Annotated in this window: 11 protein-coding genes; 9 read left to right on the plus strand and 2 right to left on the minus strand. The window is 41.2% G+C overall.

The window, feature by feature from the left end; all coding sequences use genetic code 11:
- Positions 1-125 precede the first annotated feature (125 nt).
- The gene (locus tag Q0779_RS22875) at positions 126-1,094 is read right to left on the minus strand and encodes an NAD(P)/FAD-dependent oxidoreductase (protein WP_298776439.1); all 969 of its coding nucleotides are present in this window, start codon (positions 1,092-1,094) and stop codon (positions 126-128) included.
- Positions 1,095-1,343: 249 nt separating this feature from the next.
- Here Q0779_RS22875 and Q0779_RS22880 point away from each other — a divergent pair, with 249 nt between their 5' ends.
- The 8 genes from Q0779_RS22880 to Q0779_RS22915 all read left to right on the plus strand — a co-directional run bounded on the left by Q0779_RS22880 (position 1,344) and on the right by Q0779_RS22915 (position 11,653).
- Complete coding sequence (locus Q0779_RS22880) at positions 1,344-2,636, plus strand: TolC family protein (RefSeq protein WP_298776440.1); 1,293 nt, start codon at positions 1,344-1,346, stop codon at positions 2,634-2,636.
- A complete protein-coding gene (locus tag Q0779_RS22885; protein WP_298776441.1) occupies positions 2,633-3,832 on the plus strand; it encodes an efflux RND transporter periplasmic adaptor subunit in 1,200 nt (399 codons plus the stop codon). The genes Q0779_RS22880 and Q0779_RS22885 overlap by 4 nt, the downstream gene beginning before the upstream one ends.
- 1 nt (position 3,833) lies before the next feature.
- Positions 3,834-7,025 carry an efflux RND transporter permease subunit gene (locus tag Q0779_RS22890; protein ID WP_298776443.1) on the plus strand — a complete coding sequence of 1,064 codons (3,192 nt, stop codon included), beginning with the start codon at positions 3,834-3,836 and terminating at the stop codon, positions 7,023-7,025.
- Positions 7,019-7,696 (plus strand): response regulator transcription factor, encoded by a 678-nt coding sequence (locus Q0779_RS22895; RefSeq protein ID WP_298776446.1) that lies wholly within the window; start codon positions 7,019-7,021, stop codon positions 7,694-7,696. Before Q0779_RS22890 ends, Q0779_RS22895 begins: the two co-directional genes overlap by 7 nt.
- A 2-nt stretch (positions 7,697-7,698) precedes the next feature.
- Entirely contained in the window at positions 7,699-8,985 is a 1,287-nt protein-coding gene (locus Q0779_RS22900) for a HAMP domain-containing sensor histidine kinase (protein ID WP_298776447.1), read from the plus strand.
- A 130-nt stretch (positions 8,986-9,115) separates the two neighbouring features.
- Positions 9,116-10,093 (plus strand): hydrolase, encoded by a 978-nt coding sequence (locus tag Q0779_RS22905; protein WP_298776457.1) that lies wholly within the window; start codon positions 9,116-9,118, stop codon positions 10,091-10,093.
- A gap of 14 nt (positions 10,094-10,107) precedes the next feature.
- Positions 10,108-10,359, plus strand: coding sequence for a YheU family protein (locus tag Q0779_RS22910; RefSeq protein ID WP_298776449.1), 252 nt, complete (start codon positions 10,108-10,110; stop codon positions 10,357-10,359).
- Positions 10,360-10,768: 409 nt separating this feature from the next.
- Positions 10,769-11,653, plus strand: a complete 885-nt coding sequence (locus Q0779_RS22915; protein WP_298776452.1) for a phosphoribulokinase — start codon at positions 10,769-10,771, stop codon at positions 11,651-11,653.
- A gap of 30 nt (positions 11,654-11,683) precedes the next feature.
- On the opposite strand, the gene Q0779_RS22920 is transcribed toward Q0779_RS22915, so the two are convergent.
- Complete coding sequence (locus tag Q0779_RS22920) at positions 11,684-12,490, minus strand: tetratricopeptide repeat protein (protein ID WP_298776454.1); 807 nt, start codon at positions 12,488-12,490, stop codon at positions 11,684-11,686.
- A 591-nt stretch (positions 12,491-13,081) separates the two neighbouring features.
- Between Q0779_RS22920 and Q0779_RS22925 the strand changes: the two genes are divergently transcribed.
- Positions 13,082-14,068 (plus strand): hypothetical protein, encoded by a 987-nt coding sequence (locus Q0779_RS22925; RefSeq protein ID WP_298776456.1) that lies wholly within the window; start codon positions 13,082-13,084, stop codon positions 14,066-14,068.
- The last annotated feature ends 140 nt before the right edge of the window (positions 14,069-14,208 follow it).

Consider the following 14,208-nt stretch of genomic DNA (forward strand, 5'->3'; position numbering starts at 1 on the left):
CCACATCCACATCATCCGCTTCCATCGACAACATGTGATCAATTTACTGGAAGTCCATATGCATCAGGCATCAAGCACGACGTTTCATCATCAAATCATCAATGAAAAAATAAAGATGCTAGCGGCTAAGCCACGTTACCCACTTCCATCGACAAAATGTGATCAATGGCAAAGCCGGCCGCATTGCCACTGTGAATAGCATGACTCACTTTCTGCAATAATGTCACCATATCACCAATGGCATATATCCCCGCTTTTGCCGTTTCATATTCCTCATTGACCTGCACAAGACCTTCTTGTGTGATGGTTATGCCAAGTTGATGTAATAAAGCTTCACTATTTAAATGAAAGGGCAAATGAATGAATAATCCCCGCCTTTGAATAGATTCCCCTGTTGCTAAATGTAATTCAATGTGATCGCCCACATCCCCGGTAATTTTCACTATTTCACTGGTATTAACGGTGATATTCAAACGAGCGAGCTCTGCAGATTCTTCAGGACTAAATGTCACTTTATTCTCAGTCAGTAATAACACATCCCCAGTCCATTTATTAATGATTTTAGCCATCATATAAGCTTCATCATTTGGACTATAAATCGCAACAGGTAACCCTTTAATGCCATAAGCAATACAATAAGGACAATGAAAAATATGCTCAGGCCAAAAAGCCTCTATTCCCTCTATTTGCGGTAAAATATCTTTCACCCCACTGGCAAAGACAACCCGTTTGGCGGCCACTTCAACATGCTCTTCTGGAGTATGTAAAACTTCCAAATCACTATAAATCACTCTAAAGCCAAGTTTTTCATTACCTGTCACTGCCGTTGCCATTCCAGCGCACAAGGTAACATGCTCAAACAATAATATCTCGGCTTTGGCATCTCTAAGCAATAAGCTGGGTTTTGTTTCATTTCGTCCCATTAAATTATACATCACATCACTGTGCTCATTACGAGGTGAATGGGCATCAATAATGAGTACCTTTCGCATTGCGTTACCTAAAAACAACCCTAAACTCAATCCACTAAAACTGCCACCAATGATCACTACATCATATTGTTCAACATTGTTATTTTCTATTGTCGAATTCATCGAATTCTTCCCCTAAAATTGGCAAGTCAATATTATTCAAGCTAACGGTAAAACTGACACTATCCCCATGAATGGAGTTCTCATATCTCTGATAAACATAGCTTGAAACCGATGATTTTTCCTCCTCTTTAACCCTGCCTTAACCCCCTATTCGGTATTCTTGCCATAGAAAATTGCAGGAGACCTGAGCCAATGCTTAAGGAAAAAAGTTTTAAGCTATTAATACAATTACTATTAATCATGAGCATTATGAGTTGTAGCAGCCAAAAAGTGTCTGATTACCAATCTCAAGCAATTGATTCGCGTGAGCAAATCACGCCTTGGCAGTATGGCCAACAAGATGCAACCAGCATGACTCACTTAACCGATCTTATCAATATGACCGAGCTCACGCGTTTTATCGACCAAGCGATGAAGCAAAATCCGAGTGTGCAACAAACGGCTATTGCACTGCAAATCGCCTATGCCCAAAGCGGTGTAGAGAAAAGTGAAGGTTTACCTCAAGCCTCAGTCAATAGCACGAGCAGTAAAGATGAAGGAAGCCATACCACCTATGGCAGTGAACTCAGCATCAGCTGGGAAGTCGATCTATGGCAAAAAATCAGTGATAACATTAAAGGAGCAGAAATGGACATTGCAAGCTCGAAAGCTGACTTGCAAGCCGCTCAAGATGCCTTAGCAGCCAATATTATGCGCACTTGGCTACAAATTAATTTACAACAAAAACTGATTAAAATAGAACAGCAACGACTCGCCTCTTTAGAGCATAATGAAACCTTTATCATTGAGCGATATCGCTCAGGTCTCGGCTCATTAGAAGATCTGGATGATGCTCGTACCTCAAGTGCAAGCACCCGCGCCACTCTGGCTGAATATCAGGAACGCTACGCCCAATACCAACGCACCATGTGGCAATTATTAGGCCAAGATACCGCTCCCAGCGATGCCTCGATTAGCGCTGACTTTCCAACGGTATTGCAACCCTTAGCAGCGCTTCCCAATCAAGACTTGAGCAGACGTCCCGATCTTCAAAGCGCTTATTACACCATTTATGCTGAGCAGTACCGCGCAAGTGCTGCTTATAAAGCATTATTACCTTCCATTAATTTAAGCGCGCAACTCACAGGCGATGCCCTGTTTAATAGCCCTGCATGGACACTGCTAGGTCAACTCACCGCCCCCTTGTTTGAAGGTGGGAAATTAAGAGCCCAAGCCGATATTGCAGAGCTTACCGCCGAGAAAGCCTATTGGAGCTATAAAGAAACACTGCTCACAGCAGTCAATGAAGTCAACAATGCATTGGGGCAAGAACAATCACTGTCTCGCCAGCAAAGCCATATCAATGATGCCCTAGAAAGTGCGAACCGCAGCTTTGCAAACTATCAAACGAAATATCGTCAAGGGCTAGTGGATATCATTGATTTATTGTCCGTACAGCAACAAACCTTCGATCTTGAAGCGCAACTCACACAACTTATCTACGACAGACTGGTCAACCGCATCGACTTAGGACTTGCATTAGGTCTAGGGATCTCGAAATGAAACATAAAAAACAACTTATTGTCATAACCTTAGCATCAATTTTAAGTATTATAGGTGCCATCACCTATACTCAAGCCCAAAAAGCAGATTATCGCAAGAAGAGTCAATCAATGGCGAAACCGACCGTCATTGCAGCACCTGAAGTAGAAGTGATGAATATCAGCAAGCACCATTATCAAGCCCAAATTGTCGGTAATGGAGAGGCTCAGTCTCGTAATACTTTAACACTAACAACTGAAGTGAGCGGCCAAGTTGAAACCTTGTCATCGCAATTTGAAACGGGCAAACAAATAGAACAAGGTGCATTATTAACCTCGTTAAATGACACCACTTACCAACAAGCCGTCACCGATGCAAAAGTGGCCGTAGCGGATGCAAAAGTGGCATTGCTTGAAGAAGAACGCCAAGGCCAGCAAGCCCAATTAGAATGGAAAAATTCGGGCATGACAGGTGAGCCAGACTCTTCGTTAGTATTACGCAAGCCTCAATTGATTGCCGCTCAAGCTAGCCTTGATGATGCACAAAGACAACTGAATACCGCTGAGCGAAACCTTAACAAAACCCATATAACGGCTCCCTTTAACGCCTTGATCGTATCACGAGACATACAGCCCGGCAGTTACCTTTCGGTCGGTACGACTGTCACGACTCTCTATAGCACAGACAGAGTGGAAATCAGTATTCCATTATCTGAGCATCAATGGCAAAGCCTGCCTAATATCGATGATCTTCCCCCTAAATCATGGGCGGTGACATTAACGAATATGGAAAAAAGTGAACAATGGCAAGGTTATGTGCAACGTGTTGAGCAACATTTAGATCCCACCAGTCGACAACGTGCACTCATCGTTGCCGTGGATTTGCCATTAGAACAAACACCCGCTCTTTTTCCTGGCACTTTTTTAACGGCGGCAATACCGGGGAAAAAATGGAATGACATTTGGGAAATTCCCGCCTCCGCCGTATCTCAAAGCGGTGAGGTGTGGTATTTAGACGAAAATAATAACCTATCAAATTTTAAAGCCAATAAACTGTTCGAAAAAGAAGAAAACGTTTACATTGCCCCATTCACTGACATACAAAATGCAAAAATTGTTGTACGTCCACTCAATAATTACCTTGTGGGCATGCACATGTCCCCAACTCAAACGAACGCAACCAAGTTGTTAGCAAAAGCCGTACAGGAGGCGCAATAATATGTCGCTGACTCCTACAGACCACGGACAACCTATTCCAGCAAAACAAACGGGGCTCATTGCTTGGTTCGCCCGTAATTCAGTTGCGGCTAATTTATTAATGATCTCTGTCATTATTTTAGGCATCGTTTCGTTATATTCTCTTCGCAAAGAAGTTTTCCCCAGTATTGAACCGAGATTCATCACGGTTTCAGTCAGTTATTACAGTGGAAATGCCAAACAAGCAGAAGAAGGTATTGCCATTAAAATTGAGAATGCACTGGAAACCGTACCCGGAATAAAACGTATCACCTCTGTCTCCAATGCCAGCGGCAGTACCGTTAAAATCGAAAAAGAAACCGATTACTCCCTCGATACCTTATTTACCAATATCAAAACCAAAGTTGACTCTATCTATAACTTCCCAACCGATGCGCAAAAGCCTGTTATTGAAAAAGCCACTCGTGAAGATCATGCCATATGGGTGCAACTTTACGGTGATGCCGATCGTATCACCTTACAAAAATTAGCTGAGAAATTAAAAACAGCATTATTAGCCAAGTCTGCCATTCGCAATTTATCCATATCCGCCGAGTCTCAAGTCATCATGTCAGTTGAAGTGGATGACAGCCAACTCCAAGCCTATGGGATCACACTCAGCGATGTAGAAAGCGCCATTAATGCCGAGTCCTCAGCGCCACTGACCACCAGTCTTCGTAATGACAACAAAATCATACGTCTAAAAGCATCAGATCAAGCCTATCAACTCACTGATTTCGAAAAAATTCCTTTAATCACCACCAGCTCGGGAGCAGTAGTCACTTTAGGTGATGTGGCCACGATCACCGACACCTTTGACGACGATCCTTATACCCTCTCACGTTATAACCAGCAAAATGGCATGAGTATCGAAATCGTCATGGACGAACAAGGCGATGTGACACAAATTGTCGATCAAGCTAATGCCGTTGTAAAAGAGTGGAATGATAGAGGGTTATTACCACAAAATGTCCAATTAAAAACGTGGTACGACAGCAGTACCATGATCAAAGACAGATTATCTTTACTCACAAAAAACGCCATCAGTGGTATTGCCTTAGTCTTCATTATTCTCGCGTTGTTTCTCAACCTCAGACTCGCTTTTTGGGTCGCCGCAGGCCTGCCTTTTGTGTTTTTTGGCACCCTCTACTTCATGGGAGATGCCTACACAGGACTGACCATCAATGAAATGACCACCTTTGGGTTTATTATGGCTCTGGGGATTGTCGTTGATGATGCCGTGGTCATCAGTGAAAGTATTTATACTCAGCGACAACGGTTCGGAGACACAATAGAAAATACCATCATTGGCACCAAAAAAGTGGCTATTCCGACCATATTTGGTGTACTCACGACCGTGGCCGCCTTCATGGCGCTGTCAAATATTTCCGGTAATATAGGGAAGCTTTTTGCCCAATTTGCCACTGTCGTGACCATTTGCTTACTCCTTTCACTGGTAGAATCTAAACTGATCTTGCCCTCTCATTTAGCTCACCTCAATACACGCAACAAAGCCACAACGGGTCTGGCTGGAATGTGGGCCAAAATACAAGCTTTGGCCAATAGCAGCCTAGAATGGTTTAACACTCGGCTTTATCAGCCAACCATTCATTGGGCATTAACCTTTCGTTACGCTGTAATTTTCATTTTTGTTGCTATTTTTATTGTCGTCACTGCCATGCCTTTCACTGGCAGTGTGAGAGTCTCTTTCTTCCCTGATATTAGTGGTGATGTCATCAATGTGGATATCGACATGCAAAATGATGCCAGCTTTGGGCAAACCAATACCAATTTGCTGCTATTAGAAAAAACGGCCATAGAAGCCGATCAACAATTAGCTGAAAAATATCAAACAGAATCAACCGCCATTAAAAGTGTCCAAGTCATCGCCAGCGGCGATCTCACTGGCAAGCTCATTGTCGAAATGAACTCAGACTCCCCTTACACCACCGCCGAGTTTATCAAGCAGTGGAAGCAAGATGTGGGATCCCCCGAAGGCATTAAAAAGCTCAAGTTTAGCGCTAAAAAAGAAATGGTGGACAATTTTAAAGTTGAATTAAAATCCAATGATGAAGCCACAATTAGAGCCGCTGGCGCAGAATTTAAAACCGCTTTACTCAATACTCAAGGCGTCAATGGGATCGAAGACAATCTATCCCCAGGGCAGGCTCAGCTCCATTTCACCTTATCCAACCAAGGCCGTAGCTTAGGCATGGATACGGCGACGCTATCAGCACAATTATTACAAGCCTTTGGCGGGCAGGTAGTCCAACGTTATCAAAGAGATAAAGATGAAGTATGGGTAAGAGTACGTTATCCAAAACAGCAACGTCAAACGCTGGCCGATGTCATGCAAGCCAGAGTCAGAACACCTGATGGCACCATAGTGCCGCTAAGTGCAGTAGCTGCTGTGACTAACGAATATCAACAAGACGAAGTCACTCGTATTAATAACCAAAGCGCCATTTACTTAAGTGCTGCTGTCGATAAAGATGTCATCGCCCCGAATGAATTAGTGGCAAATTTAAAAAGTCATTTTGTACCGCAATTGCAAAACCAGTATCCAGACTTAACCGTGTATTTTGCTGGCGAAGCTGAGCAGCAACAAGAAACGTCCAGTTCAATGAGCAGCATGTTCGTGCTCGCCATGTTGGCCATCTATGTCTTGCTGGCCATTCCGTTAAAGTCATACATTCAACCTATATTGATCATGATGGCCATTCCTTTTGGGATTGTGGGCGCCATACTTGGCCATTGGTTGAATGATATAACAATGAGTTTATTGTCTTTAAATGGTATTTTAGCGTTAAGTGGCGTTGTCGTTAACGACAGTTTATTACTGGTTTCTCGTTTTAATGAATTAATAAAAGAAGGTAAACACTCCGTTCGTCAAGCCATTATCACCGCTTGTACTAGCCGTTTAAGGGCTATTTTGCTGACGTCAATTACCACTTTTGTCGGCCTAGTCCCCCTATTAAGCGAGACCTCACTACAAGCCCAGTTCTTAATTCCTGCGGCAGCGTCATTGGCCTACGGTATTTTATTTGCAACAGTGATCACCTTAATTCTGATCCCTGCATTATTATTAATTCAATGTGAAATAAAAGCATTCTTAGGTAAACTGACATTCCGTCCCACCTCCTGTACATCAAAAAAGGAGACTCAATCATGCTAAACCTGTTATTAGTCGAAGATGATCTTGACTTAGCAGCAACCATTGTCGATTATTTTGAGATTGAATCGATACAATGTGATCATGCTGCCAATGGCTTAGCTGGACTGAGTTTTATCAAACAGAATGCTTATCAAGCACTGATTATCGATATCAACCTGCCTAAAATGGATGGGCTCACCTTGTGTAATACTATCCGGCAGCAAGGTATCGATACACCAGTGCTCATGCTGACAGCGCGAGACAGCTTAGACAATAAAATTGAAGGCTTTCAATCGGGCGCTGACGATTACTTGATAAAGCCTTTCGCCATGGCTGAACTCATCATACGCATTCAAACTTTGGCTAAACGGCGAAGTGGCCAAGTCAAAAAGCTCTCTTTGGCCGATCTAGAAATTGATTTAACAAAGAAACAAGCCTATCGGCACAAAGTACCACTGAAATTATCGCCAACCGCTTTTCGTATTCTCGACATATTATTGCGAGCTTCCCCCGAACCCGTCTCCAGAGCCAATATCATGCAAGCCATTTGGGGGGATAATCAACCTGACAGTAACAGCCTAAAAGTACACATCCATCATCTGCGAAAACAGCTCGATGGCCAGTACTTACCTAAACTATTGCAAACAGTGCCTGGCCATGGATTTGCCTTGCGCTGCACTGATGAGCATTAACAATGAAAATAAAGCCGAGCCTAAGATTCTATTTCTTTATTGCCGTATTACTCTTGGGCGCGTCATTAACCTTAGTGTTTTCTGCCCTCACGATTAATTATTTTATCGAAGGGCTCGATACGGGCATGCGGGGTACCATGCGCCAACTGTCTAAAGTCGACAATGTTCGGGACGGTCATCCTGTCACATTAATCAATTTTCAAATAGCCAGCCGATGGCAAGATATGCCAGCCGACATTCAAGCACAATTTCCGACTCCCCCTAAATCACCCGGTGTATTACAAAAGAAGCTTAAAAATGTCACTTTATTTTCTCCTCCGAGAAAAGCTTATTTCGTTATTTATATGCTCAATGATAAGGGGGAAAGTCGCTACGTCAGTAAAGTCTTTAATAAAGACACTATCAAACATGAAGCCAAAAAAGGCAGTTCTCATTTTACGGGGATCTTATTATTTGGCATAGGAGGGTTGGTTGTCTTCACTCTCTTCTTGTTCCTCATCATGAACAAAATATCCTCTCCCATGGGATCACTGATTGATTGGACCAAAACACTGAACGATAAAAGCTTAGCTTTGCCGCCACCTGATTTTAAATACCACGAACCCAATGAACTCGCTCAAATCATCCATAGCAGTTTAAACTCGGTGCAATCAAGCCTTAACAGGGAACAGGCTTTTCTTAACTATGCCAGCCATGAACTAAGAACCCCCATTGCCGTGATCCGATCCAACGTTGAATTGCTCAATAAAATGAATGAAGCACAACCATTAAGTGAAAAACAGCAAACAATATTACAAAGAATTGAACGTGCAGGCTTTACCATGACACATCTGACCGAAACCTTACTTTGGCTTGGACGTGATAATGCCATTCCCCCGCAAATTTCAACTATCAAACTCAACGAGATGATCCAACAACTTGTGGACGAACTCCGTTATTTATTACAAGGAAAAGCCGTTAGCGTTGAAATTAATTCACACCCCTTTGAGTGTCAACTGCCCACCACCGCATGTTTAATTGTGTTAACCAATCTTATTCGTAATGCCTTTCAACATACCCATACGGGAACGGTTTCTATCCAACAGATAGACAAGCGTGTCATCATTGAAAATACGAATATTGAACCTAGCACAACGCAAGACGATTTGGGGTTCGGTCTAGGACTACAGTTAACGCAGCGACTCATTGAAAAGTTTCATTGGCAGTACACTAATGACAATATGCCGACGGGACATAGAGTCAGCGTTATCTTCACGTCCAATAGCCTTAAGAAAAACGAGACAGAATAATCTCAACCGCTTGATCTTATCGTTAACATTACCCGTCTTAAGAATAAATAACTATTGGCGTATCACTTTGGTATTAGCTACACTCATTTTATCGACAACTTGTTTTAATGTTTAAGATGATCCAATGGCAATGAGCAGCGTATTTTCTCCCCCATGGTGGGCTAAAAGCCCCCACATTCAGACGATTTTACCTTCTGTCACTCAAGTATTAGGACCCTTATTAAAACGAGAGCGATTAGAGCTTCCCGATCAAGATTTTATCGATCTTGATTGGTTATCAAAACCAATAGAAAATCAACCGATTATACTCATGTTTCATGGTTTAGAAGGCAGCGCAGATTCCCATTATATCAAGCGCCTGTTTTTATCATGTCAATCAAAAGGTTACTGTGCTCTTATCCATCATCACCGAGGTTGCTCAGGTGAACTCAATCGTCTGCCTCGCGGCTACCACAGTGGTGACACAGAAGATGTTCAGCTGAGTTTGCAGCACCTTAAAGCTCATTATCCGAGTAACCCTATTTATGCCGTTGGCTATAGCTTAGGGGGAAACGTACTGACTAAGTACCTAGGTGAGAAAAAAGAACACAGTTTAATAGAGCGCGCGGTCGTCGTCTCGGCCCCTCTACAACTCGCCGCTTGTGCCAAAAAATTAGAAAAAGGTTTTTCAAAGATTTACCAAAGTTATTTAATTAAATTACTCCAACAAAAAGTGATCGACAAAATGGAAAAAATGGCATTAGATAGCTATATTCCTGTGACTAAACATCAAATCAAAAATTTAACCACATTTCATGGATTCGATCACCAAGTCACTGCACCGCTGCATGGCTTTGATGGTGTCGATGATTATTATCGACAATCCAGTGGGCTACCTTTTCTCGCTCATGTTGCCAAACCAACACTTGTGATCCATGCTAAAGACGATCCCTTTATGACAGAAGATGTGATCCCCGGCCCAGCCGAGCTCTCACCCCACGTGAGTTATGAATTGCATAAACAAGGCGGACACCTTGGCTTTATTGAAGGCGGCAGCCCTTGGCACCCTAGATACTATCTTGAGCGCCGTATTCTTGATTTTTTATTTCCTCATCCTACAACAATATAAACGGATAACTCTCAATGCTTGTGCCTTTTGACACCTTACAACAACTCCCCCAAGACACAGTTAACAATCTCATTAAAGAGTACTTATTAACGCAAGTAGAAGATGGCAGCTTTAGCCACACAGATGACAAAGCACTAGAAAGTGCTATGATAAAATGCCATCAAGCACTTAAAACGGGTACTTTAATGGTCGAATACAGTGAAGAAGATGAATCTATTGCCATCAGACATAAGGATAATATCACAAATATGCAAGCGGAAAATTGACCTTAAGTCATTCAATCCGTATAACTATACCCGTGATACTTGAAGATGCAGGATTCAGCTGGAATTAAAAGCCTTTTAGGCAAGGCTTTGAACAGCGTGCTTAGCCATTCTAAGCTGATGTTCTATAACGCAGTATAAAAGGCTTTTAAACCAGCCCTTTGGAAGTCTGTAAAATCACCTACATCGAAGTTGTATCACCTTAAAAGGCAATAAGCATTCTTGCAATAATACGCCTTGAATTAGGCACTTTTACAGGCTCTGAAAACATGCACCTTCAAGTATCACGGGTATACCTATACCACTTGAAGATACATGCATCCTGAACCGTTCACTTTTCACCCGCTAATATTACTTATTTAGCGCAGTATGAATAAAGTGTGAGTCGCATTTCATCTATTTAGGTAACCACATGTCAGCAAAACATCCCATTATTGCAGTCACAGGCTCTTCTGGAGCAGGTACAACGACAACCACCACAGCCTTCACTGAAATTTTTAGGCAACTTGGGATTAACGCGGTTACCATTGAAGGTGATAGTTTCCATCATTACACTCGTGCTGAAATGGAAGTGACTATTCGTAAATTGAAAACAGAAAATCGTAATATCAGCTATTTTGGCGCAGAGGCAAATGACTTTGTTAGATTAGAGCAATGCTTTCAAGGTTACGGACAAACCGGCCAAGGAGAAAGCCGCTCTTACTTGCATACTTTTGATGAAGCGGTTCCTTTTAATCAAATGCCTGGTACGTTTACTCAGTGGCGCCCGCTACCAGACAACACTGACATGCTTTATTATGAAGGCCTGCATGGTGGCGTCATCACTGAAGATTGCAATGTTGCTCAACACGTTGACTTACTGATTGGTATGGTACCCATTGTCAACCTAGAGTGGATCCAAAAAATCATTCGGGATACATCCGACAGAGGCCATACACGAGAAAAAGTCATGGGCTCTATCGTACGCAGTATGGATGATTATGTTAACCATATCACCCCTCAATTTTCACGTACTCATATCAACTTTCAACGCGTTCCCACCATTGATACATCCAATCCCTTTAGTGCGACAACCATTCCCAGCCTAGATGAAAGTTTTGTGGTGATCTGTTTTCATGATATTCAAAATGTGGATTACCCCTATTACCTCAATATGATCCAAGGCTCTTTTATGTCTCGTACCAATACATTAGTCGTGCCGGGTGGAAAAATGTCTCTAGCGATGGAGCTTATTTTAACCCCCCTCGTCAAAGATCTAATGGAAAAGCGCCAATCCTTATTAAAAAATAAAAAGTAAAAAACAAGAAGTGAAAGATGAAAATAACCGTCACATCGGAATAACACCTAAGTGCTCTCTAAATGGCTGCTTTTTTTTGTACAGAGCAAGTCTCTGCACATAAGCCTGAAAGTCAGCTTCTTGTGTCACTTTATCAATAATCTTTATCGCTTGTTTCTGAGTCGCTATTGCTGCTTTAAAATCACCTTGTTCGGCATAGGCCGCAGCAAGATTATCTAAATACACAGGGTTATTCTTATTGGCAGCCAATAAAGGTTTTAACATGCGCTCTGCTTTATGCCCATCACGATATTGTGCTTCTGGACAAGTCGCTAAAATCCAAGCTGCATTTCCTAAGGCCAAATCGTCTCCCACTAATTCAAATTGGAATAAGGCTTGACCACAATTTCGAGCCACACCCGCGCCCCCAGCAGCATAAATAACCCCCAATCTAAAATTTGCCCACTGACTCTGTTTATTGTTTTTATTATCGGCCAATATCTTGTACCAGCGTGCAGCTTGCCCAAAGTCTCGCCTAATAAATTGCCCTTCATAATATAAATCGGCCAATGTTTTTTGTGCTTTTTCATCCCCTCCTTCTGCAGCCTCCGTTATCAAGCCCATTGCTCTTGAGGTACTTTGATCCACATACTTACCTGTTAAGTACATGATCCCTAATAAATACTGCGCCTCAGGCTTGCCTAAATTCGCATTAAGCTGCAAATAAGCAATTTTACTGGCTTCGATTGCCTGAGGGGATTGAGGGATAGAAAAAGCCATACTTTTTAAAGAAAGTACACTCAGCAATACCGCAGCAGTCACCTTCAAACCTTGACTTGCCCACAGTCGATTTTTCATTTAATCCCTCTCCTTCATATACCAACAACAGCGCGTTGACTCAATGGATCATAAATAACATCATTCCCATGCCATTAAATCGTTTTTACTCTTAAATATCAAGGGCGAAAATGCCAGCAGAAACGAGTAATATATGAAAGTAAAATTGAGAGCCGAATGGCATACGAATAGAAAGTCGATAAAAGCTCAAATAGACAGCTCAAATAGACAGCTCAAATAGACAGCTCAAATAGACAGCTCAAATAGACAGCTCAACAGAATGTCTCAGCGACAAGCAAGTGACTTACTTTTATCATTTTGAGACTTAGAGTGTTATTTTCACCTGAACCACCATAGTGGTGAAATTCACTCATTATTAGCATTCTGTTTTCAAGGCTTTTTTGCTAAGATAAGTGTTCATTTCGATGCGTTTCAGCCTCATTTTCTACGAACACCAAAACCACGTTTCGTCCAATCAGTATTATGGTAAATCGGGGCGGAAATGGGAAAATTAACTCCCTCCTCCAAGTATTACCTTCATTTGTAGAACTTCAGACATCTTTTGATGTTAACATAATCAAAACAACTACCCCCCTGAATTAAGGTAATAGTATGATTTTTATTAATAAAATAAAGATTTCAATTTATGAAGTATTGACTTTGTTAATGTTATTTCTAAGTATTATTATTCCTATCGTACTGAATTATCAATCAAATATGGATAAGATGCCTAAAGTAGAAAAAACTATTCTCATTCCAAGTAGCCCTGTATCTTTTTTAACTGAAAATGAATCTATATCTGACGACACTAGATTGGTTATAAATGGCGTTGAATATGATCACATGATAATTCAAGATGTATATTTAGAGAATATAGGGAAAGTAATTATAGAACCGAAGGATTTCATAGAAGCTTTTACTGTAACGATTAACCCCCCATACAAAATTTTAAATGTGACAACAATAGATAGTAAGTCAGCATTTAATGCCAAGTGGAGTAAGGTAGATGATTTTACATTTTCAGCGGAAAAATTCTTGTTTAATCCAACTGAGGGGATTTATTTCCAAGTTTATATAACACACAAAGATCCAGAAGCTATAAAAAATAGACCTGCTGATTTTACTATAGATAACTATATATTCGATACAAAAGTTAGAATCAAGGGCTTAGCTGAGTTTATTAACCACAAATCGATCCACTATTCACCTGTAATAGGGCCATTAATCTTAGATACCCCAAGAATAATATCAATAGTACTAATAGCATCATTTATATTATATTGTTATTTGATTCTTTTATTTAAGAGTCAGTTATTAATTACCTACTCTAATTATTACAATTATCTTTGTGTAGTTGTAATGGCTGTTTTAGCATATTTGGTTTCTGAAATAACAGTTTACTGGTTAATGGGAAAAACTGGTGTACCAAAAGTTCATGAACCAGATAGATTATCTACAATATTAATAAATGGTGGGGTTTACAGCATACATATTTTATTTTTGATATTAAGTTTTTATCGGATACGTAAAATAAAGCGCATTAAACATACAAAAAATACTGCTATTTATAAATTAATTCATAGTGAAAATGATATCTAAAATCAAACACAGATGAACCATTTGCTCAAAGTAGTTTGGATGCTCACCTTGCTCTACCAGTGATTGTAGCGGTCAACTAAAATTGGCCACGATCTTAGAGTTTAACCAAAACAACCGTTCTGATTCATTTGGTGTCAGCC

The organism is uncultured Shewanella sp. (assembly GCF_947491715.1).
Classification (GTDB): domain Bacteria; phylum Pseudomonadota; class Gammaproteobacteria; order Enterobacterales; family Shewanellaceae; genus Shewanella.